The 24159-nt window shown below is 38.8% G+C and carries 20 protein-coding genes; 8 read left to right on the top strand and 12 right to left on the bottom strand.

Annotated elements, in window-relative coordinates:
- Positions 1-151: 151 nt before the first annotated feature.
- From IGJ37_RS02460 to IGJ37_RS02440, 5 genes are all read right to left on the bottom strand, one after another.
- On the bottom strand, positions 152-1240 hold the full coding sequence (locus IGJ37_RS02460; RefSeq protein ID WP_002355572.1) for a diacylglycerol kinase: 1089 nt from the start codon (positions 1238-1240) through the stop codon (positions 152-154).
- A gap of 18 nt (positions 1241-1258) precedes the next feature.
- Positions 1259-2689 carry an Asp-tRNA(Asn)/Glu-tRNA(Gln) amidotransferase subunit GatB gene (gatB, locus tag IGJ37_RS02455; protein WP_002358703.1) on the bottom strand — a complete coding sequence of 477 codons (1431 nt, stop codon included), beginning with the start codon at positions 2687-2689 and terminating at the stop codon, positions 1259-1261.
- Entirely contained in the window at positions 2689-4158 is a 1470-nt protein-coding gene (gene gatA, locus IGJ37_RS02450; RefSeq protein WP_002368026.1) for an Asp-tRNA(Asn)/Glu-tRNA(Gln) amidotransferase subunit GatA, read from the bottom strand. The genes gatB and gatA overlap by 1 nt, the downstream gene beginning before the upstream one ends.
- A complete protein-coding gene (gatC, locus tag IGJ37_RS02445) occupies positions 4158-4463 on the bottom strand; it encodes an Asp-tRNA(Asn)/Glu-tRNA(Gln) amidotransferase subunit GatC (RefSeq protein ID WP_002355569.1) in 306 nt (101 codons plus the stop codon). The genes gatA and gatC overlap by 1 nt, the downstream gene beginning before the upstream one ends.
- A gap of 317 nt (positions 4464-4780) precedes the next feature.
- Positions 4781-4867 (bottom strand): hypothetical protein, encoded by an 87-nt coding sequence (locus tag IGJ37_RS02440; protein WP_306173767.1) that lies wholly within the window; start codon positions 4865-4867, stop codon positions 4781-4783.
- Between IGJ37_RS02440 and IGJ37_RS02435 the strand changes: the two genes are divergently transcribed.
- On the top strand, positions 4833-5048 hold the full coding sequence (locus IGJ37_RS02435; RefSeq protein ID WP_002384936.1) for a hypothetical protein: 216 nt from the start codon (positions 4833-4835) through the stop codon (positions 5046-5048). The genes IGJ37_RS02440 and IGJ37_RS02435 overlap by 35 nt on opposite strands.
- Here IGJ37_RS02435 and ligA read toward each other — a convergent pair.
- Together ligA and pcrA are read right to left on the bottom strand one after the other, a co-directional pair.
- Positions 5045-7075 carry an NAD-dependent DNA ligase LigA gene (gene ligA / locus IGJ37_RS02430; RefSeq protein ID WP_002363180.1) on the bottom strand — a complete coding sequence of 677 codons (2031 nt, stop codon included), beginning with the start codon at positions 7073-7075 and terminating at the stop codon, positions 5045-5047. The two genes, IGJ37_RS02435 and ligA, sit on opposite strands and share 4 nt — an antisense overlap.
- A gap of 125 nt (positions 7076-7200) precedes the next feature.
- Complete coding sequence (gene pcrA, locus IGJ37_RS02425; RefSeq protein WP_002363179.1) at positions 7201-9459, bottom strand: DNA helicase PcrA; 2259 nt, start codon at positions 9457-9459, stop codon at positions 7201-7203.
- 164 nt (positions 9460-9623) lie between these two features.
- Here pcrA and IGJ37_RS02420 point away from each other — a divergent pair, with 164 nt between their 5' ends.
- The 4 genes from IGJ37_RS02420 (at position 9624) to IGJ37_RS02405 (ending at position 14931) form a co-directional block, all read left to right on the top strand.
- On the top strand, positions 9624-11183 hold the full coding sequence (locus tag IGJ37_RS02420) for a ClC family H(+)/Cl(-) exchange transporter (protein ID WP_002358694.1): 1560 nt from the start codon (positions 9624-9626) through the stop codon (positions 11181-11183).
- A 135-nt stretch (positions 11184-11318) separates the two neighbouring features.
- Entirely contained in the window at positions 11319-12071 is a 753-nt protein-coding gene (locus tag IGJ37_RS02415; RefSeq protein WP_002381250.1) for a DeoR/GlpR family DNA-binding transcription regulator, read from the top strand.
- Positions 12068-12985: a 1-phosphofructokinase gene (pfkB, locus tag IGJ37_RS02410; protein WP_002363177.1), complete on the top strand. Its 918-nt coding sequence runs from the start codon at positions 12068-12070 to the stop codon at positions 12983-12985. Before IGJ37_RS02415 ends, pfkB begins: the two co-directional genes overlap by 4 nt.
- Before the next feature lie 23 nt (positions 12986-13008).
- Positions 13009-14931 carry a PTS fructose transporter subunit IIABC gene (locus IGJ37_RS02405; protein WP_002366176.1) on the top strand — a complete coding sequence of 641 codons (1923 nt, stop codon included), beginning with the start codon at positions 13009-13011 and terminating at the stop codon, positions 14929-14931.
- A 46-nt stretch (positions 14932-14977) separates the two neighbouring features.
- Here IGJ37_RS02405 and IGJ37_RS02400 read toward each other — a convergent pair whose 3' ends face one another.
- Positions 14978-15640 carry a hypothetical protein gene (locus IGJ37_RS02400; protein ID WP_002355557.1) on the bottom strand — a complete coding sequence of 221 codons (663 nt, stop codon included), beginning with the start codon at positions 15638-15640 and terminating at the stop codon, positions 14978-14980.
- Between the two features lie 111 nt (positions 15641-15751).
- The gene (tig, locus tag IGJ37_RS02395) at positions 15752-17035 is read right to left on the bottom strand and encodes a trigger factor (RefSeq protein ID WP_430598956.1); all 1284 of its coding nucleotides are present in this window, start codon (positions 17033-17035) and stop codon (positions 15752-15754) included.
- Positions 17036-17298: 263 nt separating this feature from the next.
- Between tig and IGJ37_RS02390 the strand changes: the two genes are divergently transcribed.
- From IGJ37_RS02390 to IGJ37_RS02380, 3 genes are read left to right on the top strand one after another with little or no spacing between them, the layout of a single operon-like run.
- On the top strand, positions 17299-19674 hold the full coding sequence (locus IGJ37_RS02390; RefSeq protein ID WP_430598955.1) for a hypothetical protein: 2376 nt from the start codon (positions 17299-17301) through the stop codon (positions 19672-19674).
- Positions 19675-19728: 54 nt separating this feature from the next.
- Positions 19729-20466: a WxL domain-containing protein gene (locus tag IGJ37_RS02385; protein ID WP_010777416.1), complete on the top strand. Its 738-nt coding sequence runs from the start codon at positions 19729-19731 to the stop codon at positions 20464-20466.
- A 35-nt stretch (positions 20467-20501) separates the two neighbouring features.
- Complete coding sequence (locus tag IGJ37_RS02380) at positions 20502-21581, top strand: DUF916 and DUF3324 domain-containing protein (RefSeq protein WP_025190676.1); 1080 nt, start codon at positions 20502-20504, stop codon at positions 21579-21581.
- Positions 21582-21625: 44 nt separating this feature from the next.
- On the opposite strand, the gene ptsP is transcribed toward IGJ37_RS02380, so the two are convergent.
- From ptsP to IGJ37_RS02365, 3 genes are all read right to left on the bottom strand, one after another.
- Positions 21626-23353, bottom strand: coding sequence for a phosphoenolpyruvate--protein phosphotransferase (gene ptsP / locus IGJ37_RS02375; protein WP_002361251.1), 1728 nt, complete (start codon positions 23351-23353; stop codon positions 21626-21628).
- Positions 23353-23619, bottom strand: a complete 267-nt coding sequence (locus IGJ37_RS02370) for a phosphocarrier protein HPr (RefSeq protein WP_002355551.1) — start codon at positions 23617-23619, stop codon at positions 23353-23355. The genes ptsP and IGJ37_RS02370 overlap by 1 nt, the downstream gene beginning before the upstream one ends.
- A gap of 170 nt (positions 23620-23789) precedes the next feature.
- Positions 23790-23981: a hypothetical protein gene (locus IGJ37_RS02365; RefSeq protein WP_002366170.1), complete on the bottom strand. Its 192-nt coding sequence runs from the start codon at positions 23979-23981 to the stop codon at positions 23790-23792.
- Positions 23982-24159: the final 178 nt, after the last annotated feature.

The following is a 24159-nucleotide window of genomic DNA, read 5'->3' as shown; positions in this document are numbered from 1 at the left end:
TAAGAAAAGCAACAACGAATTTTCATGGCGATTTAGCAATTCCGTTTGAGCTTTTTGGGTAAATAAAAGAATGAGACCCTTTCCCTTAGTCAAAAAATAGCCAATGAAAGATCTTATCAACTAAATCTTTCATTAGCTATTCACGGACTACCTAGTGCTTTTCTTTTTCGGCAATCTTTCCATCGCCATCAATATCTTCGTCTGTTAGTCGTTCAACTTCTTTGACAAATTCTTTGCTAGCTTCGTTATATGCTTCTTCCTCTTCGTCTTCTGATTCTACGACAATCTCATCGCTACCAGTTAAGACAGAACCCATAATTGCATTGGACGGCAGTGCATCACCATTTGCAAAAATTTCAATGTGTTGATGCATATTTTTAAAGGTCATTGGAGCATCGCCTCCATATTCACCATCTAAATTAATCATCATTTTATTGTTCTTTTCTAACGTTTCTGCATGTAAATAGCTGGTCTTTGTATAGATTAGTCGATGATCTTCAACATGCTTTCCACCATTTAACATTAACGCAACTAAATGAAGAATCTCAAAAATATTGGCTGTTTTTACAATGATTAATGAAAACTTACCATCATCTAATTTAGCGTCTGGTACGATTTGCTCGAAGCCACCCACCGAGTTAGTCAGCCCTAGGAAAAACATTGATGCGTTGCCTTCGTACACACCTTCATCATACGTCATGCGCATTTTAATCGGCTTCACTCGCGGCAACATTTCGGCTCCTTTGGCTAAGTACGCTAAGTAACCAAAAATACTTTTCAACTCTGATGGAACTTCATAAGTCAGTTCCGTTAAATGACCACCCGCCGCAATATTGATAAAGTAATTTTTGCCGGCTTGGCCAATATCCATTTTGACAGTTTGATTTTTTTTAATCACTTCTGCTGCCTTAACGATATTATCACGAGGAATCTTCAATGCCCGTGCATAGTCATTCGTCGTTCCAGCAGGAATAATGGCCATTTTAGGGCGCCGCTTCAACGGAGCAATCCCATTCACGACTTCATTAATGGTCCCATCTCCACCTGCTGCTACTAGTAAATCAAATCCTGCACGCGCAGCACGATGTGCTTCATTGCGTGCTGAATTTTCTTCTGGTGTGGTCGCAAATGCACTGGCTTCATAACCACATTCTTCTAAAATAGATAAAATATCGGCTAAGTTCTTTTTGATTAACTCTTTTCCTGACGTTGGATTATAAATCACTCTAGCTTTTTTCATGGTTTGCCTGCTACTTTCTTATCGTTTTGAAAGCTCTTCTTGCAATAACTTGTTAACCACACCTGGGTTTGCTTGTCCACGAGTTGCTTTCATAATTTGTCCAACAAGGAAACCAACTGCACGGTCTTTTCCGTTTTTAAAGTCATCAATTGATTGTTGGTTGTTGTCTAAAACTTCGTTAATCATTGGTAATAATTGCGCTGGATCAGATAATTGAACAAGGCCTTTTGCTTCGACAACTTCTTTAGCATCTCCACCGTTTTCAATTAACTCTTTGAACACTTTCTTCGCAATTTTCGAGCTGATTGTGCCATCGTTAATCAAAGTAATCATACCCGCTAGATTTTCTGGTGTCAGTTTAGTATCAGCTAATTCAACTTTTTCACTGTTTAAGTAAGCAGAAACTTCGCCCATTAACCAGTTTGATGCTTGTTTCGCATCTGCACCGTTTGCTAAGGTTGCTTCAAAGAAATCTGACATTTCTTTCGTTAAAGTCAAGACCATTGCGTCGTATTCAGGTAAACCTAATTCACTGATATAACGGGCACGACGTGAGGCTGGCATTTCTGGCAAACTAGCGCGAACTTTTTCAATCCATTCATCATCAATTGAAAAACGAGGAACATCTGGCTCTGGGAAGTAACGGTAGTCACTTGAGCCTTCTTTAACACGCATAAGCAACGTTGTACTAGTTGCTTCATCAAAGCGGCGTGTTTCTTGTTGAATTTCGCCACCAGATAATAGGACTTTGGCCTGGCGTTTTTCTTCATAAGCTAAACCTTTTTTTACAAAGTTCATAGAGTTCAAGTTCTTTAATTCCGCTTTAGTACCAAATTCTTCTTGACCATACGGACGTAAAGAAATATTGGCATCACAACGCATAGAACCTTCTTCCATTTTCACATCAGAAACTTCTGTAAATTGGATAATTGAACGCAACGCTTCTAAATAAGCATACGCTTCTTCTGGTGAGCGCATGTCTGCTTCAGAAACGATTTCAATTAAAGGCGTACCTTGACGATTCAAGTCTACATAAGAATAACCATCTGTGCCGTGAATATTTTTCCCAGCATCTTCTTCTAAATGCACCCGTTCAATGCGAATTTTTTTCTTTTTGCCTTCGACTTCAATTTCAATCCAACCATCATGTCCGATTGGTTGATCAAATTGAGAAATTTGGTATGCTTTCGGGTTATCTGGGTAAAAATAGTTTTTACGGTCAAAATGTGTTTCTTTTGAAATTTCACAGTTCAAGGCAAGTGCTGCTTTCATACCAAATTCTAAGGCACCTTTATTCATGACAGGCAAAACACCTGGGTAACTCCAGTCAACCACATTTGTGTTGCTATTTGGTTCTGCTCCGAAATGCGCTGGCGCAGAGGAGAAAATTTTAGAGTTGGTTTTCAATTCTACGTGGACTTCTAATCCAATGACAGTTTCAAAGTTCATTAATCGTTCCCCCCTAAAATGACTGGTTTTTTCGTATGGAAATCTGTCGCTTGTTCAAAAGCATAGGCTGCTTTATACATTGTATGCTCGTCAAAATGTTTCCCAATAATTTGTAAACCAACTGGCAAGCCTTCTGAGAAGCCTGCTGGAATGGACATGCCTGGTAGTCCTGCTAAGTTGACAGGAATGGTTAAAATATCATTCATATACATTGTGATTGGATCATTGATGTTTTCCCCTAGACCAAAGGCAACTGTTGGTGTGGATGGGCCAATGATTAAGTCATAATCCGCAAAGACATTCTCAAAATCTTGTTTGATTAGTGTACGGACTTGACCAGCCTTTTTAAAGTGCGCATCATAATAACCAGCACTTAAAGAGAAGGTTCCTAACATAATCCGACGTTTAACTTCTGTTCCGAAACCTTCAGAACGTGAATTAACATAGACATCTTCTAGATTTTGGACATTTTCGGAACGGTAGCCATAACGAATACCATCAAAGCGTTGTAAGTTTGAACTTGCTTCTGAAGAGGCAATAATATAATAAACCGCTACGCCGTATTTAGAATGTGGCAAACTAACTTCTTCCACCGTTGCTCCTAAAGATTTAAATGTTTCTGCTGCTTTTAATACCGCTTCACGAACATCAGGTTGTACCCCTTCACCTAAGTATTCTTTTGGCAAAGCAATTTTCATGCCTTTGATGTCGCCAGTTAAATCTGCCGTAAAATCAGGAACAGAAACGCCTGCAGAAGTGCCGTCTTTTTCGTCATAACCACTAATTGCGTTTAAAGCTAAGGCATTGTCTTTAACATTTCGTGTCAATGGACCAATTTGGTCTAAACTTGAAGCAAAAGCAATCAAACCAAAACGAGACACACGTCCATAAGTTGGTTTTAGGCCCACAATACCGTTGAATGCGGCTGGTTGGCGGATACTACCACCTGTATCGCTCCCTAAAGAAACTGGGACTTGTCCGGCTGCGACAGCAGAAGCTGAACCACCAGAAGAACCACCAGGGACTTTCGTTTGATCCCAAGCATTTTTTGTTTTCTTGAAGTAAGACGTTTCCGTACTTCCGCCCATGGCAAATTCATCCATGTTCAATTTTCCGACTGGAATCATATCCGCTTGATAGACTTTATCCATCACGGTCGCATCATAAATTGGGTCAAAATTGTGTAACATTTTTGAGCCAGCTGTTGTTAAAATATCTTTTGTGACAATGTTGTCTTTAATCCCAATAGGAATCCCAGCTAATGGATTACTTTCAGTGATGCCTTTTAAGTCAATCGCTTTGGCTAATGCCATTGCTTTTTCTTCACTAACTGTGATAAAAGAACCTAGTTGTTCTTCTGTATCTTGAATACGATTTAATGTTTCTTCGGTTAAATCAACTGCAGTGATTTCTTTTGAGACCAATAAATCATGTAACTCTGTTAACGATTTGTCGTATAATTTTTCCATTAGGCTCCTGCCTCCCCGTTATCCATAATTGCAGGCACTTTAATGTAACCATTCTCTGATTCCGGAACATTCCGCATTAATTCTTTACGGTCCATTCCTGGTGTCGCTACGTCTTCACGCATGACATTGATTGATTCATTCACATTTGAAGTAAAAGGAACCCCTGTTGTATCTACTTCTTCTAGTAATTCCACCATATCAATAATTTTATCTAGTTGATTGGTAAAGTCCGCTAATTCTTCTTCGGAGAAAGATAATTTTGATAATTTAGCGACATGTTTGACTTGTTCTTCTGTAATTGCCATAGATACCCTTCTTTCTATCATTTACTGAAATTTTCATTTTCAGATTAATCAATTGGATTGTATTTCTTTAAACAGCTTAGCACAGCTGTTCACTCTGTTCCTATTCTACCATAAAATGGTCGGATATTTTAGATGAAACCTTGAATTTCATTGATAATTTGTCGCTCGCAAAAATGACGGAAATATGTTATTATGAAAATGAAAAGAGAGATATGCAGGAACATACCTCTCTAATAGCCACTACTAGTTATAAGAACTAGCGGCTTACTGAGTTATTGGTTTTATTTCAAACGCTTAACCGTTCAGCTCCTCAAAGCTTATGAACGGTTATTTTTGTTGTCTAAGACAAGCGCTAAGATACCGAAGATAATGGTCACAACAAGTGTTGCAAAACCAATCATCAGTCCTAGCGCTGCTTCAACGGACAAAAACATTGCTCCTTTCGTTAAAGTAAGAAGAATTGCGCATAAGCATCAACCTCCTTTCTCAACTCAGAAATTCCTCGTTCATATAACTTTTATGACTAAAATAAGCATACCATCAAATTACTACATAAAATCTGACAACGTTAATTTTTCTTCTTAAAAATGACTTGCATCTAACGCATCGACCATTTCTTGTTCATTCCAAACGCTCACGCCTAAGCTTTCAGCTTTGGTTAATTTACTGCCTGCATCTTCGCCAGCAACCACAATGTCAGTTTTTTTCGAAACACTCCCTGTAACTTTTCCACCAAGATTTTCAATTTTTTCTTTGGCTTCTTCGCGAGTGTACTGCGTTAATTTTCCTGTTAAAACAACTGTTTTGTCTTTGAAAGGTGACTCCACTTCTGCTAATTGTTCTGTCCGGAGACCTTTATATGTCAAGTTCACTTGGGCTTTTTCCAGTTCAGCCATTAATTCATGAACTTCCTCATTTTCAAAATACGTCACAACGCTGTCTGCGATTGTTTCGCCAATTGAATCCAAAGCCACAATTTCTTCCGCAGTTGCTCGACTTAAGGTTGATAAATCACCAAAATGCTCCGCTAAAATTTTTGCCGCTTTCGCACCCACATGGCGAATCCCTAAGCCAAAAATCAAACGTTCGACAGAGTTTTCTTTACTCCCTTGAATGGCAGTATAAATGTTGTTTGCTGATTTTTCTTTGATTTTATCCAAAGTCATTAATTGTTCTTCTGTTAAGAAATACAGATCCGCTACGTCTTTCACTAATCCTTTGTCATACATTTGTGCTAACACTCTTGGCCCCAAGCCATCAATGTTCATTGCATTTCGTGAGACAAAGTGATTCAGCCCTTCTTTAATTTGCGCAGGGCATTTTGGATTAATACAACGTAACGCCACTTCCTCATCTAAATGCACCAACTCACTATGACAAATTGGACAATGTGTCGGCATTTCATAAGGCTGACTATCGGCTGCACGTTTTTCAACTAGGACTTGCGCTACTTCTGGGATAATATCGCCGGCTTTGTAAATAATAACATGATCATTTAAACGGATATCTTTCATTTGAATAAAATCTGCATTATGCAAACTTGCCCGACTAACCGTGGTTCCCGCGACTCGTACAGGAGCCATGACTGCAGTAGGAGTGACCACCCCCGTGCGCCCAATTGTCCATTCAATATCTTCCACTACTGTTTCTGCTTCTTCTGGTGGAAATTTGTAGGCAATCGCCCAGCGAGGTGCTTTGACAGTGAAACCTAATTCATCTTGCAACGCAAATTCGTTCACTTTAATCACAATTCCATCGATTTCGTATGGCAAAGTGCTCCGCTTTTCATGGTATTCTTCAATGTAGGCCCAGACTTCATCAATTGACTGACATAATTGCCGTTCGGGATTGGTTCTAAAACCAATTGCAGAAAGCTCTTCTAATGCCTCAAACTGCGTCTTCGCTTTCATTGGCCCAAAGTCAGCAACTGTGTATAAAAACGTATTTAAGTTCCGTTTCGCCACAATTTTTGTATCTAATTGGCGCAAACTTCCCGCCGCTGCATTCCGAGGATTGGCAAAAATATCTTGGCCATTTTCTTCACGTTCTTCATTCAATGCGACAAAGGATTGTTTGGGCATGTAGCACTCGCCACGAACTTCCACTGAAATGGGCTCCGTTAAACGCATTGGCACAGAGCGAACCGTTCGTAAGTTCTCTGTAATGTTTTCACCAACCGTTCCATCGCCTCGTGTTGCTCCGCGTACAAACACCCCGTTTTCATAACGTAATGAAATTGCTAACCCATCAATTTTCAACTCGCAACAGTAAGCAACGGGTTTACCAATCGCCTTACGAACACGTTCATCAAAAGCAAAAATGTCTTCCTTGCTAAACCCATCATTTAAACTATACATTGGAATGTCATGCGGAGCTTTTTCAAAACCAGATAAAACTTTGCCACCTACACGTTGTGTCGGCGAATCTGGCGTGATTAAATCAGGAAACTCCGTTTCAATATCGACTAACTCTTTATACAAACGATCGTAAACATAATCTTCTACGGATGGTTGATCTTTGACATAATATTCATGGGAATATTGATTGAGTTGTTTTCTTAATTCTTGCGCACGAGTTGTCGCCGCCGTTAATGTTAATGGTTGTTGTTCCATCGTAGAACTCCTCCTCATAAGTGTAATGCTCTTATCGTCTTTTTAACACATTTACACTAAGATAGAAAATAAAAAGAATTTATCTAATGATGATTTCTCATTAAATCGCTGATCTATTTTGCATGTTAAATTTTTTCAATAGGTGCAAATGCCGCTAACAACCGTTTTATGCCTTTTTCAGGGAAAGCAATGTCCAACTCTAAGTCTTTGGCCGAACCGCCTACACGAACGACTGTACCAACGCCCCATGCTTTATGTTGGACCTTATCACCTGCTTGCCAGGAAACTTTTTCGCCACCACTTGCCACTTTGTTGCTAACTGATTTTGTAGCTGGCTGTGTATAAGCTGGTTTACTTGCGCTGGGCTTGAATACTTTAGGATCAAAGGTGCGCGCTGGAGCTTTCTGTAAATTGGCCGCCGCCCCTTGTTTCATTAAACGCTCCGCCTCAATTTCTTCTAAAAAGCGACTTGGTCGATTATATTGCGTGCGACCATATAATGTTCTCGAATAAGCATTCGTTAAGAACAGGGCTTCTTCCGCTCGTGTGATACCAACATAAGCCAAGCGCCGTTCTTCTTCCAGTTCACTTTCTTCTAGCATGGCACGTGATAATGGGAAAACCCCTTCTTCTAAGCCCATTAAAAAGACCACTGGAAATTCCAGCCCTTTGGCCGCATGCAACGTCATTAAGGTTACTTGTGAAGAGCTCTCTTCTAAATTATCTAGATCAGAAACCAAGGCTAAATCTGTTAAAAAATCCGCCAATTTTGTTTCTTCGCCATTTGGATCGTCGTTATTTTGCGCTTCAAAACGTTTATCAAATTCTTGTGTCACAGATAAAAATTCGTCCAAGTTTTCTAAGCGAGCTTGAGACTCTAAATTATTTTGCGCCATCAAAGCTTCCCGATAACCACTACGTTGTAAAGTTTCTTTCACCAATTCTGTAATCGTTAAATAGGGCACTGTTTTCGTTAAGTCTTGAATCATCATGCCAAAATTACCAAGCTCTTTACCCGCTTTTCCTGAAATATTTGCCAAATCAACATTTTGGGCAGCTTCCAGCAAAGCCCAACCATGCGTATCCGCAAATAGCCGTAATTTTTCAATTGAACTTTTACCGATTCCTCGTTTTGGTTCATTGACAATTCGTTCAAAACTAATCGAATCATCTGGATTGGCAATCAAACTTAAATAAGCCAAAATATCTTTAATTTCTTTACGGTCGTAGAATTTATGTCCGCCCACCATGGTATACGGAATATTAGATTTCAAGAGCATTTCTTCCACTACACGGGATTGAGCATTGGTCCGATATAATACCGCAAAATCACCATAAATTCGGTCATTTTCCCGCATTTCTTTTTGGATTTGGCTCACAATAAATTGTGTTTCATCCCGTTCTGTGTCCCCACGATAATAGACAATTTTTTCACCGTCTATATTTTCTGTCCACAGTTCTTTCTCGCGGCGGTTACGGTTATTTTTGATGACATCATTCGCAGCCGCCAAAATGTTTTTGGTGGATCGATAATTTTGTTCTAGCAAAATTACACTGGCATCTGGATAATCTTTTTCAAAATCCAAGATATTTTGCATATCCGCCCCGCGCCAACCATAGATACTTTGGTCGGCATCACCTACGACACACAGATTTTTGAAACGTGCAGCCAATAAATTGACTAAGGTATATTGTGCATGATTGGTATCTTGGTATTCATCCACATGAATATAGTGAAATTTATTTTGGTAGAAAGCCAACGTATCTGGTTGTTCATTGAATAAACGAATCGTATTCATAATCAAATCATCAAAATCCATACATTGGTTTTTGCGTAATTCTTTTTGATAGGCTTCATAGCATTTTGCGACAATTTCTTCATATAAGGAACCTTGCATTTCAGCAACTTTTTCAGGCGTTTGTAATTCATTTTTGGCATTGCTAATCGTACCTAAAATTGAGCGAGGATCATATTTTTTTGAATCAATATTTAAGTCGTTTAAGATGCGTTTCATTAATGTTTTTTGTTCCGATGGGTCAATAATTGTAAAATTACGGTTGTAACCAATCTGATCCACATCACGACGTAAAATTCTTACACACATGGAGTGAAAAGTGGAGACCCATACATCTTCGCCACCCGTTTCCAGTAATTTATTTACACGCTCTTTCATTTCTTTAGCAGCTTTATTGGTAAACGTAATCGCCAAAATATTCCATGGATTTACTTCTTTTTCCTCAATTAGATAGGCAATTCGGTGTGTTAAAACCCGCGTTTTTCCACTACCAGCACCAGCCATGACTAACAGTGGTCCTTCTGTATGCAAAACGGCTTCTTCTTGTCGAGGATTCATTCCCTGAACCAAGGCATGTTTTTGTGTCATATTAAACGTCCTCTCTCTTTTTTCAATCTTATACAGTATACCAAAAATCCCTTTGAAGTTCTTTAGAAAAGAACAAAAAATCTTTTTCTTTTTATATGAAATTTTCTTGTAAATCAAGTCAAACCGCAGTACATTAGTAAGTAGTGATGGAGGCTAAAAATGAAATGAATAATGATGTACATGAAATTAAACAATTAGATGGTACCCGAATCGGCTTTATCCTTAAAGGCATCGTCGTCGGAATCCTGGTCGGCTTTGTTGTCAGCTTATTTCGCTTAGGCATTGAAAAAATTGGCGAACAAGTCGTGCATCTGTATCAAACGTTTCACGAAAAACCCTTTTGGATGATTCCTTGGTTCTTATTTTCTCTCGTGCTTGCTTATTTATTAGGACGACTGATCAAAAGCGAACCAGCAATTAAAGGCAGTGGCATTCCCCAAGTGGAAGGACAACTTCAAGGTCAATTAGAAATTCATTGGTTTCCAGTGCTTTGGAAAAAATTTATCGGTGGGATCTTAGCGATTAGTCCTGGGCTATTTTTGGGACGTGAAGGTCCTTCAATTCAACTAGGTGCAGTGGTTGGACAAGGCTATAGTCAATGGCGGCAAAGCACCAAGTCTGAAGAAAAAATTTTAATCAGTAGTGGTGCCAGTGCTGGTTTAGCCGCCGCTTTTAATGCACCAATCGCAGGACTTTTATTTGTTCTAGAAGAGGTTCACCATTCCTTTTCACCTTTAGTTTGGTTAACCTCTTTTTCTGCGGCCATTTCCGCTAACTTTGTTTCTTTGCATTTCTTCGGATTGCAGCCAGTTCTTTATATTGGTCCGGTTAAATCTTTGCCTTTAGAGTACTATTGGACATTAGTACTGCTGGGCGTTTTGCTAGGATTATTAGGTTGGATATATCAAAAAACATTGTTGTCCTTACCAAAAGTATATGGAAAAATCAAAGGCCTTTCTTCTAATTATTATGGTTTTGTTCCTTTTATTTTGATTTTACCGATTGGTTATTTCTTTCCACATTTACTTGGCGGTGGGAATCAAATTGTTTTAGCTTTAGGCAATCAACCGGCCACTATTTGGGCTTTAGTCGGCTTACTGGTTTTACGTTTTGTTTTTTCAATGGTTTCTTACGGTTCGAATCTCCCTGGTGGTATTTTCTTGCCTATTCTAACTTTAGGTGCCATTATCGGAACATTGTATGGCAGTCTACTTGTCCAATACGTAGGGATGGATCCAATTTTTGTGAAAAACTTTTTAATTTTTGCCATGGCTGGTTATTTTACTGCGATTGGTAAAGCACCGTTAACAGCGATTATTTTAGTAACAGAAATGGTCGGCAATTTTTCTCATTTAATGTCTTTAGGGGTTGTCGCTTTAGTTAGTTATATTACCATCGATAGTCTTGGCGGCAAGCCAATTTATGAAAGCTTATTAGAACGTTTGGTTCCTTCTAAAGTAAGTAATATTCGTGGCCACAAAACGATTATTGAATTACCTATCACTGCAGAAAGTTCCTTAGATGATACGATGGTACGTGATTTTGTCTGGCCTAAACAAATGTTGCTCACTTCCATTCGCCGTGGCGAATCGGAAATTTTAACACATGGTGATACTGTTATGCATGTTGGCGATGTGCTCATTATTTTGACCGATGAAAAACTCGCTTACCAAGTCAAAAAAGAGATTTATCAAAAAACTTTACCGAATGATTTAGTGAATTAAAGAAAGCTGCTGAACCTGAGTTCAGCAGCTTTCTTTTTTTATGACTGTTTTTTAATTTTTTTGAATGTTTTTGACCGTTTTAGATTGATTAGCGTTTTCATTTGTGCTATTATATCCATGAAATGAGGGATGAAAATGCTTACGGAAGAACGACATCAAAAAATTTTACAATTGTTAGATCAAAAATCAGTCGTCAAATCGCAAGAACTTGCTAGCTTGTTCAATGCTTCAGAATCCACAATCCGCCGCGATTTACAAGAATTAGAAGACGCCAATTTGTTAGAACGCATTCACGGCGGCGCTAAGCGTATTCTTAATTTAGGCTTTGAACAAAACATGACGGAAAAATCAATCAAAAACACGCACGAAAAGCAAAAGATTGCTTCTTTAGCCGCTAGTTGTGTACAAGATGGCGATATGATCTATTTAGATGCTGGTTCAACCACGTTAGAAATGATCCCTTTTTTAGTTGGGAAACAAATCCATGTAGTGACGAATTCCGTGCATCACGCTGCAAAACTTAGCGATATGGAAATTCCCACTATTATGCTTGGTGGTACTTTGAAGCTCTCCACTAAAGCAATCATTGGTGCCACTAGTATGGAACAGCTACAACATTTTCGTTTTAACAAAGCTTTTTTAGGAACTAACGGCGCACATTTAGAGTTTGGTTTAACGACGCCTGATCCCGAAGAAGCAGCGCTAAAAGCCTTGGCTATTCATCAAGCAGAAACAGCCTATGTTTTACTGGATCATACAAAATTTAATGAAGTAACGTTTACCAAAGTGGAAGAATTAGAGTCAGTTACTTTACTAACTGACTACTGCCCTGCTGAATCGCTTCAAGGATTCCAGCAAAAAACTATTTTAATGGAGGCAAACAAATGATTTACACAGTGACTTTAAACCCTTCTATCGACTTTATCGTTCATGTCGATCATCTACAAATTGGTGATTTAAATCGGATGACGAATGATTTTAAATTACCTGGCGGCAAAGGAATCAACGTTTCACGTATTTTAAAACGTATGGAGACAGAATCCACTGCCTTAGGTTTTTTAGGTGGTTTTACAGGCTCATTCATTGCCGATTGGTTGAAAAAAGAAGAAATCCAAACGAATTTCACTCCCGTGTCTGCTGATACACGAATCAACATTAAATTGAAATCAGATACTGAAACAGAAATTAACGGCTTAGGACCTGCTCTAACAAACGAAGAAATTCAAGAACTAAAACAAGCAGTTAGTCGTGTTCAGGCTGGTGATATTGTTGTTCTTTCAGGAAGTACACCTGCTTCTCTACGCAAAGGATTTTACGAAGAATTAATCCAAATTGTGAAGGAAAAAGGCGCAGAATTTGTTATTGATACGACAGGTGAAGATTTAATGAACGCTTTGTCACAAAAGCCTTTATTGGTCAAGCCAAATAATCATGAGTTGGCAGAATTATACCATACAACCTTTACAAGTGTTGAAGATATTTTACCTTATGGACATCGGTTACTAGAAGAAGGAGCACAACACGTAATTATCTCAATGGCTGGTGATGGTGCATTACTTTTCACAACAGAAGGTGTTTATCGTTCCAACGTTTTAAAACGTCCACTGAAAAATTCTGTCGGCGCTGGCGACTCAATGATTGCTGGTTTTATTGGCAACTTTTCAAAAACACAAGATCCTTTAGAGGCTTTCAAATGGGGTGTCGCTTGCGGTAGCGCGACCGCATTTTCTGATGATTTAGCCTCAGAAGATTTTATCCAAGAACTTATTCACGAAGTAACAATTGAAAAAATTTCAGAATAAATCCACTAAGGGAGGAAAATAGAGTGAACATTAATGATTTATTAATAAAAGATGTCATGATTATGGATTTACAAGCTACTGATAAAAAAGGCGCGATTGATGAAATGGTCCAAAAATTATACGATGGTGGCCGCATCTCTGACATTGACACTTACAAAGAAGGAATTTTAAAACGCGAAGCACAAACATCGACTGGTTTAGGCGACGGCATCGCTATGCCTCACGCAAAAAACAGTGCCGTAAAAGAACCGACAGTTCTTTTCGCTAAAAGTAAAAAAGGTGTTGATTATGAAGCACTAGATGGACAACCTACTTATCTATTCTTCATGATTGCTGCTCCAGAAGGCGCCAATGATACACATCTCCAAGCGCTTGCGGCCCTTTCTCGATTACTTATCGATCCAGAATTTGTTGGTAAATTGAAAGAAGCGGAAACTCCAGAAGCAGTACAAGCTCTTTTCCAAGCAGCAGAAGATCAAAAAGAAGCGGAAGAAAAAGCAGAACAAGAACAAACAACGCCAGCACCAGAAAGCAATCGTAAATATATTATTGCTGTGACTGCTTGTCCTACAGGAATTGCTCATACTTACATGGCCGAAGATGCGCTGAAGAAAAAAGCAAAAGAAATGGGCGTAGACATTAAAGTAGAAACAAACGGTTCAGAAGGAATTAAAAATCGTTTAACTGCTGAAGATATTGCTCGTGCTGATGGCGTGATTGTTGCAGCCGATAAAAAAGTAGAAATGAATCGATTTGATGGTAAAAAATTAGTCAATCGTCCCGTCAGTGATGGAATTCGTAAAACCGAAGAACTAATTAACTTAGCCATTAGTGGTGAAGCTCCTACTTTCCATGGCAGTGACTCGGCTGCAAGCGATCAAGAGGATTCAGCGGAAGGTTCAATCGGTTCTCGTATCTATAAAGATTTAATGAATGGTGTTTCTCATATGTTACCTTTCGTTATTGGTGGCGGAATTGCCATTGCTCTTTCCTTTATGATTGATCAATTTATCGGGGTTCCTCAAGATCAATTAGCCAATTTAGGGAATTACAATGACGTAGCTAGCTGGTTTAACCAAATTGGTGGCGCAGCATTTGGCTTTATGTTACCTGTCTTAGCTGGTTTTATTGCTTCTAGTATCGGGGATCGTCCAGGCTTAGTTGCTGGTTTCGCCGCTGGTGCGTTAGCAAACGCTGGAGGAGCTGGGTTCCTTGGGGCCCTAATCGGTGGTTTCTTAGCTGGTTATGTAGTGGTTCTTTTACGTAAAGTTTTCAAAGGCTTGCCAAAATCATTAGATGGAATTAAAACCATTTTATTCTATCCAGTTTTTGGTTTGATTATTACAGGCTTATTAATGTTAGTCATTAACATCCCAATGAAAGCAATTAATGATGCGTTAAATCATTTCCTACTTGGCTTAGATGGCACAAATGCAGCTTTACTTGGTGCCTTATTAGCTGGTATGATGGCCATCGACTTAGGTGGACCAGTTAACAAAGCTGCTTATGTTTTCGGTACAGCTACGCTAGCAAGTACTGTTGCAGAAGGTGGCAGCGTGGTCATGGCTTCTGTAATGGCTGGCGGAATGGTTCCTCCATTAGCAATTTTCGTAGCAACTCGTTTATTTAAAAATAAATTTACAAAAGATCAACAAGATGCCGGCTTAACCAATATTGTAATGGGACTTTCTTTTGTCACTGAAGGGGCAATTCCTTTTGCAGCAGCTGACCCATTACGTGTGATTCCAAGTTTCGTGGTAGGTTCTGCCTTTACTGGTGCGTTGGTTGGTGCGTTTGGTATCAAATTATTGGCACCACATGGAGGAATCTTCGTCGTCTTCCTATTAAGTAATCCATTACTATATCTATTGTTCATCTTAATTGGGGCGATTATTTCAGGAATTGTCTACGGACTTTTGAAAAAACCTGTCGAAGTACCTGCTTAAAAAAACAGCAAAAAAGCGATTCAACCATGGTTGAATCGCTTTTTTATTATTTTCTCTTTATCGCATAATTTTCTAAATACTCAGGATTTCCTTTGCTTCTGATATACGTGTACACGCCCATCACAAAGGCCCCAAGGGTATTGGTAAATAAATCCCCCATCGTATCCATTAAAGCAGCACGCCCAATAAATGGTTGGCCGTTGGACATATTATAGCGTTGTAAGTTCATGTTCCCTAATGAATCGCAGATAAATTCCCAGAATTCCCAGAAGACGCCACAAAGCCCTGCAAATGCAAACCCAAATAATAAAAATAACCACGGGGAAACATCGGCGTACTTCGTTTTCTTCAATAGGAAAGCAGCAATACCATAACCCACAGCAGTTAACAGCATCGGACTAACAAAGTGTAAAATTTTATCCCAGAACGAAATGATTGAGATCATATGCAACGAGGTTCCTAGGAATACTGAAATAAATAAGAAAAACCAGTAAAAATAAACGATAGTCGGTGGCATAATAATTTTTAAAAATTTATTGACAAGATCCGGTAAAAAGATTAGACCAATTCCAAGTAAACATTCGATAACGAACGTCACACCTTGTTTTGTTGAATACTTAGCCGTAAAAAATTCCCAGAGATTGTACGTCAAGCATAAGATGCCAAACACCACTAATCCATATTTAATTTTCGAATAATTTTTATCCATTTTGACACACCCTTTCAAAAGTTATTTTATATGAAAAAAACTGTAGATGAAAGACACCTTCCATCTACAGTTTTAGAAAACTCTATCAAATGAAGAGCTTATTAAAAATGTTTATTTTTCAACAGCTGTTTCAGTAATTGTTTCAACAGCACGTTTCATACGAATATCGTGTTCTAACATGTCGTTGTTTAATACTTTGCGTACTTGCGCTTCAGGCATGTTGTATTGTTCTGCTAAATCTTTCACTTCAGCATCGATGTCTTCTTGTGTTACTTCGATGTTTTCAGCTTTGGCAACTGCTTCAATCACTAAGTTTGTTTTTGTGCGTGTTTCTGCTTCGCCTTCAAATTGTTTGTGTAAATCTTCTTCTGTAGAACCAGTTAATTGGTAGTACATTTCAGGAGAAATTCCTTGGCGTTGCATGTTGTTTAAGAATTCATCCATTGAACGGTGAACTTCGTCGTGAACCATTACGTGTGGTAATTCAACGATTTCAGCATTTTCAACAGCTAAACGAATTGCTTCTTCGTCTTTTGCTTCTTCAGCTGCTGCTTCTTTTGCTTCTGTCAATTCTTTACGGAATTTTTCTTTTAATTCGTCTAATGATTCTACTGAATCGTCAACGTCTTTTGCAAATTCATCATCCAATTCTGGTAATTCTTTTGCTTTTACTTCATGAACAGTTACTTTGAAGACTGCTTCTTTACCAGCTAAATCTTCTGCTTGGTAATCTTCAGGGAAAGTAACGCTTACTTCTACTTCTTCGCCAGCTTTTTTGCCAACTAATTGGTCTTCAAAGCCTGGAATAAATGAATTAGAACCTAGTTCTAATGAGTAATTTTCGCCTTTGCCGCCTTCAAATGCTTCGTCGCCTAAGAAGCCTTCAAAGTCGATAACTACAGTGTCGCCATTTTCAGCAGCGGCATCTTCTTTGATTACTAATTCAGCTTGAGATTCTTGTTCGCGTTTCAAACGTGCTTCCACGTCTTCATCTGTTACTTCACGGTCTTGTTTAGACACTGTTAAGTTTTTGTATTCGCCTAATTTTACTTCAGGTTTTACAGTTACTTCAGCAGTGATAACCCAGTCTTCCCCTTTATTCATGCTTTCAACATCAATTTTTGGTTGTGCTACTGGTTCAATTCCTGCTTCTAAAACAGCCGCTTCATATGCTTCTGGTAAAACAGCGTTTAACGCATCTTCGTATAACGCTTCTTCTCCATACATACGGTTAAAAACAGTACGTGATACTTTTCCTTTACGGAAACCAGGTACGTTTAAGTTTTTTTTCACTTTATTGAACGCTTGCGTTAATCCTTTTTCGATTACTGCTTGTTCGATTGAAAAAGTTAATACACCATCATTAGTGCCTTTTTTTTCCCATTTCGCAGACATTTGTTTCCCTCCGAATAACATTTAATTTTATACATCAAACTTTATTTATGCATACCTTTAAATAGTACACTATCCCTAGGAAAATGTAAATATTTTAAGTGCTAAGAAGTGAAAGAAAGACTCGATTTTTAGCAAACTATCAGTTTTTTAATTTTTTCGGATTAAAAAAGCATAGAATTTCGAGAAATTTCCTTCTTAAAACACTAAAAGATTGTGAACAAAATATCTTGTTTACCATCGGATGTAATCGCTTTACTTTATGAATGGCCCATTATAGAATGTATGTACTCAATATTTACGCATTATATATTTTCGCCATTATACATATAATATCAAAAAAGGAGAGGATGGTTTTGAATAAGTTCGTCTGGGGAATCTTTTCTTGCATCATATCATGGCTTTTTTTATCGCTGACTCAACCTTTGATAGCTCATTCTGAAACACTGAACCCTACAACTCACGCCTCTACTTTTAGTAAAACATTTACCTCAGTTTCAACAGAACAACAAACAACTCAAGCAACCGATATCGTGGAACAAGAAACCGAGCAAACCCATGATTCCTCTGAAAACGATGAACCTATGGCACCTACGCCAGCTAGTGTTTCTGTTGGTAATAGCACCTTAAAAAGTACCTTAAGCACGGGAACGTATAACCAAGATATTATCACACTTTCGTATGAATACAGTGTGACACTTATCGGCTTAGCAATTAATGATCGACCGATTATTGCTATTCAACTTCCTACAGAAATTTCAAGCCAGTTAGATAACGACACTCTAAAGCAACAAGATTTTCTGACTCTTTTAACAGGGACTGTCAGTTATCCAGGAACAGCCACTCAAGATATTCACAGTTCAACTAACGGCGTCAGTCTCTCTTATAGTAGCACTTATCATTCTGTTTATCTGACTTTTCCAAGTAGCACCTTGGTGTTACTTCCCGGAACCAAATGGTCTGCCGCCATTTCGTTTGATGTCGGCGCACTTTATAAACGAGGAATTTCAATCCCTCCTGCTCTTAACGGCAAAGACTATCCGATTCGAGGAACCTTTACAGATGTTGGCACTGGATTAGGCGCAATTAATATTATTATTGGGAATAATACAAAAACAGGCGTAATTAGCAAAGCTCAACTTAGTTTAGGGAATTATCCCGTTCCTCAAGTCACACCAGCCAAACTAACTCAACCAAATCATCTGGACACTACTGTAACAGGGACCATTCAACAAGTACAAGACCCAAACTATAACTACTCTGTTCAATTAACCTTGAACCGCCATGATGGCACCACTACCCCCATTGTGGTGAAAGGGATTTCTGTCGATGCAGCCGGAAATTTCTCGACATCGTTAGCTTCACCATTAGAATATGGCGACACTCTCTCTACAATTGTCTTTGCTCGTTCCAAAACGTCAACCGACTATATTCAAAGCAGCCCCTCAGCTGACCAAAGTGTCAATTGGTCAATCCAACCAGTCACAAACGTAGTCGCCAATGCCGGCTCAACTCAACTTTCAGGTAAAGCTTCTCAAGTATCTAACGGAACCTATCAAGTTAAAGTACAAATAAATGGTGGTTCTATTTACACAACGTCCTTAGATTCCAATGGCCATTTTCAATTTGCTAATTTACCCACTTTCCAAGGAGGAGAAACGGTCAGCTTGTGGGTCCAAGGGCTCAGCAATCGCACTGGCCTGCCTTTGCTAACCAGTTCTACTGTTTCTCAAACAGTTGCTTATTCTGTGCCTCAACTAACGGTCACGCAAATCATTGAGCGGAAAAATGCACAAGGGCTCTGGGAAGCTGCAAACTCTGTCGTAAGTGGTCAAATAATTCGTTTTACGTTAACCACACGTTTAACCAATCAACCAGCAACGTGGATGAATCAGCAATTACGAGCAACGGTGCCTAAAGGACTGTCCCAACTTTCAGCTGCTACATTAACAAAACAATCAGCAGCAGGTTTAAGTACGCCAATAGCTGGGCTTCAACTTTTAACTGATAGTTCCACTGGTTTGCCGTATTGGAGTTATCACAATTCGCTGCCAGCAGATAATTTTACAGAAGCCAATACACAATTCACCTTACAATATACAGCAACGGTTACAGAAGAATGGATAAACCAATTTCTTTTATTTTCTAGCACGGTTACTGGCAATGATGGTGGCGGAACGCCAATTACGCCAATCACTAAGGAACAGTCTTTACCTATCAAAAACGGTACCCTCCGTTTTGTGCAGATACCAACTACAGTTTCCTTTAAAAATTTACCTTTTCCCAGCAAACGAACCATATACTCACCATTGACCATCAGCGCTCCTTTCCTCATTGCCGATGGTCGAGTTGCAAAAACACCATGGCATTTGTTGGTAAGAGAGAGTCAGCCCATGCATTCAACTTCTACAAATAAAACGATCCAGCAAGCTTTCATTTATCGAAAAAATGGTAGTGATTTTCCTATCTCCTCTTTAGCAACCGAAGTTTATCAATACACCGCAACGGACGATAACAATGTAGAAATTCCTTGGAACCAACAAAATGGACTTTTTTTAAGCGTTGCTCCTGACCTTAACTTAACGGTCAAAGAATCTTACACTGCCGAATTACAATGGATTCTTTCTGATACACCCCTCTAATTAGGATTTAGCTTTTTTAAAAGTTAAAAATAAACAAGAAAGAAGGAATAAAAAATGAAAAAGATCGTGCGCATTTCAAGCATTTTGTTCGTTGCTACGCCTCTTATGCTTTTAAATAGTCCAAAAGTTGAAGCAGCTCAAGTCGCTTCTATTCAATCCAACGCTGATATTACGTTTACTCTTGATAATACTGTCACGCCACCTGTCAACCCGACGAACCCTTCTCAGCCTGTGACACCTAATCCTGCTGATCCTCATCAACCTGGTACAGCCGGCCCCCTTAGTATTGACTATGTTTCAAATATCCATTTTGGATCAAAGCAAATTCAAGCCGGAACAGCGATCTATTCGGCACAACTGGATCAAGTGCAAAATAGTACTGGCGATTTAATTAGCGTGCCAAACTATGTCCAAGTAACTGACAAACGTGGTCTAAATCTTGGCTGGAAATTATCAGTTAAACAGAGTGCGCAATTTGCTACAAGTGATTCAACACCCGCTGTTTTGGATAATGCGTCCTTGACCTTTTTAGCAGCAACACCCAATTCAACACAGTTACTTTCTTTGGCGCCATTAACGGTCCCAGTAACCTTGGATCCAACTGGTGCCGCCACTTCTCCTGTGGCGACTGCCGCTCTTTCAACAGGAATGGGCACTTGGACATTAGCTTTTGGTAGCGGAGCGACCGCTGCTCAAGGCATTCAATTAACTGTTCCTGCGACAACGAAAAAAGTTGCAGCTAAACAATATAAAACAACGCTTACTTGGATTTTGGATGATACACCACTTTAAAAGAAAACAAACAAGGTATTGCATGAAGTTGTTTCATGCAATACCTTGTTATAAAAAATTGTCAAAAAGGAGTGCACACTATGAATCAGCAGCTTTTTAAATGGCTCCATGCTATTAGCGTCATCATTTTTTTATTTTTTATTGGCTCTTATTCTGTAGAAGCAAGCGAAATGACTTTTTCTGTAAAAGCCATTTTACCCGACAATCAACGAACCAAAGAAACAAGTTATTTTGATTTACGTGTCGCTCCAAACCAAACACAAAAGCTACAAATCGAACTAACGAATCAAACAGCCAACGACATTACCGTGCTAGCTTCAGCCAATGCAGCGATTACTAATGATAATGGCTTGGCAGATTATTCTCATGCTGAAACAAAAAAAGATCCGTCTGCACCTTTTACTTTTAATGAGATTGCGCAATTACCAAAAGAAATCCACCTACCTAAACACTCAACCAAGACTGTTGAATGTCAGCTTACTTTACCGGAAAAACCATTTAATGGGTATGTTTTAGGAGGACTCTACTTTGAACAAAAGTCAGATGAACAACCTGCTCACTCAGAAAACGGCGTGGCCATCAATAATCGTTTTTCTTATGTAGTCGGTGTCTTACTTAGTGAAACAGATGAACCTGTTCAGCCAGAATTATCTTTAAATGAAGTAAAAACCGATCAAGCTAACGGTCGTAACCGCGTATTAATGAATCTCCAAAACAAACAAGCGGCTATGATTAAAAAATTACAAGTCGATGCCTCTTTATATTATGAAAAAGAAGCTAAACCTCGCTACGAAAATCACCAAGAGTCGTTAACAATGGCCCCTAATACAAATTTTAATTATCGGATTGACTTAAAGGAACAACCTTTTGTTCCTGGAAATTATACTGTAAAAATCAAAGCAAACGATGGCTATCAAGACTATTCGTGGGAAAAACACTTAGTTATCCAAGAAAAAGAAGCTAAAAAATACAATGCTACCGCCGTCAACCTCCCACCTGAAAAACACACCAATTTCCCTTGGAAACTGGTGAGTAGCATCACGCTAGTTTTTCTATTCATTTTGGGAAGCACGATTTATTATTTCAAGAAAAAAATACGTGAATCGCAACAATAAAAAAGCACATCGACAATTGTCGATGTGCTTTCATAATCACTTAATTATTTTGTATATTCTTCAACTAATGCAACGACTTCTTCCATCGTGTCGCATTCTTTTAATGCGCGGTCAGCAAGTTCAGCCATTTTAGTTGTGTCTAGACGTTTCATCAAGCTACGTGTTTTAAGGATAGATGTAGCACTCATTGAGAACTCATCTAAGCCCATACCCAATAGTAATGGAACAGCTGTTTGATCGCCCGCCATTTCACCACACATACCAGCCCATTTACCTTCAGCGTGTGCTGCATCAATTACATTTTTAATTAAACGTAAGATTGATGGGTTGTATGGTTGGTATAAGTAAGAAACGCGTTCGTTCATACGGTCTGCCGCCATTGTGTATTGGATTAAGTCGTTGGTTCCAACACTAAAGAAGTCTACTTCTTTGGCAAATTTATCAGCTAATACGGCAGCTGCTGGAATTTCAATCATAATACCTACTTGGATATCGTTTGAAACTTCAACACCTTCGTTGACTAATTTTTGTTTTTCGTCTTCAAAGATTGCTTTCGCTGCTCTAAATTCTTTCAAAGTAGCAACCATTGGGAACATGATACGTAAGTTACCATGAACAGACGCACGTAATAATGCACGCATTTGTGTACGGAACATGCCGTCACCTAGTTCTGATAAGCTAATACGTAATGCACGGTAACCTAAGAATGGGTTCATTTCGTGTGGTAATGTTAGGTAAGGAAGCTCTTTGTCCCCACCAATATCCATTGTACGAACCACAACTGGTTTTCCTTCCATTCCTTCAAGAACTGCTTTATACGCTTGGTATTGGTCCTCTTCAGTTGGAAAGTCAGATGAATCCATGTATAAGAATTCTGTACGATATAAACCAACAGCTTCGCCGCCGTTTTTGTGTACGCCTTCTAAATCTTTTGGTGTACCAATGTTTGCAGCTAACTCAACATGTTTGCCGTCAGCTGTCACTGTTTCTGCATTTTTTAGTTTATCCCATTCTGCTTTTTGATCTGCATAAGCTTTTGCTTCTGCTTCAAATTCAGATTTTTCAGCATCTGTTGGGTCAATAATAACATCCCCAATGATTCCGTTCACTGCTAAAATATCGCCTGCTTTTACTTTGTCAGTAATTTCTTTTGTACCAACGATTGCAGGGATTTCTAACGAACGAGCCATGATTGCTGAGTGAGAAGTACGTCCGCCGATGTCTGTAACAAAGGCTTTAACATACGTACGGTCTAATTGTGCAGTATCACTAGGTGTTAAGTCATGGGCAACCACGATTACTTCTTCGTTAATCATTGAAGGATTTGGAAGAGTCACACCTAATAAATGTGCTAAGATACGTTTGGCAACGTCACGAATATCTGCTGCACGCTCTTGCATGTAAGCATTATCGTCCATTGCTTCAAACATACCAATATACATATCCGTAACTTCTTTCAAGGCAGCTTCTGCATTGACTTTGTTGTCTTGGATATTTTGTTTGATTTGACCAACCATTTCTGGGTCAGATAAAACCATTAAATGAGCATCGAAAACTTGCGCTTCTGCTTCACCAAGGCTTTGAGCTGCTTTGTCGCGAATTGCTTGCAACTCTTCAGTAGATTTTGCTAAAGCATCGTCTAAGCGAGTTGCTTCTGCATCAGTATCTTCTACGGAAGTTTTGTTGAAAGACAAGTCAGGTTGAACTAGCAGGTAAGCTTTAGCAACAGCAACGCCATCACTTGCGGCAATCCCTTTTAGCATCTCAGACATTATTCAGCCAATCCTTCTTTTTGTAATGTTTCAACGATTGCTGCCATTCCTTCAGCTTCGTCAGCACCATCAACAGTGATTGTTACGTCAGAACCTTGACCAACGCCTAAAGACATAACGCCCATGATTGATTTTAAGTTAACAGATTTACCTTTGTATTCTAAGTTAATATCTGAGTTAAATTTGCTTGCAGTTTGTACTAATAAAGTAGCTGGACGTGCGTGAATTCCTGTTTCTGCTACAATGTGAAATTCTTTCTTTTCCATATAAATCGGTCTCCTTCGTAAATAAAAAATTTTTATGTTAGGGTTTTCCTTTCTTGATACGCTAAAATCAAACGTCTACTCGAAAAAAGACCCTTTCAGTTTCTAAGATTACCATTTTTTTCTATCTTACACAACACTTTTTGCTTAAATTTCGTGATGTTTTGCACTGACTATTCTTCCTCTTTTTGGTAACGATAAATGATTCGTCCATTTAACCCCGCTTCTCCAACAATTTCCGCGCGGTCAGGCAAAGAAATCCAAGCATCACGAAATTGGAAAAATTCATTTTGCTCCACGATTAATTCAGAGATTTCTCCAGCTTTTAATGAAGCAATTTTTTCTACAAAAGGATTTTCAGCCATTGATTTCACCACTCTTTCTCTTAAATATCAACTCTTATAGTTTACTTGAAAATGGCGCAATTGTCTGTAAAAAAATCGAATCTTTGCCTTTTTTTAAACAAGGTCTTTTACTTGATTCTCTTACAAAAAATGCTATAATAACCTCAAAGGTCAAAAATGGTCAAGTGATTTTATAGAC

The organism is Enterococcus sp. AZ104 (genome assembly GCF_050546705.1).
Taxonomy (GTDB): domain Bacteria; phylum Bacillota; class Bacilli; order Lactobacillales; family Enterococcaceae; genus Enterococcus; species Enterococcus faecalis.
Note: the sequence above shows the minus strand (reverse complement) of the source record. Positions and strands in the feature narration are given on the sequence as shown.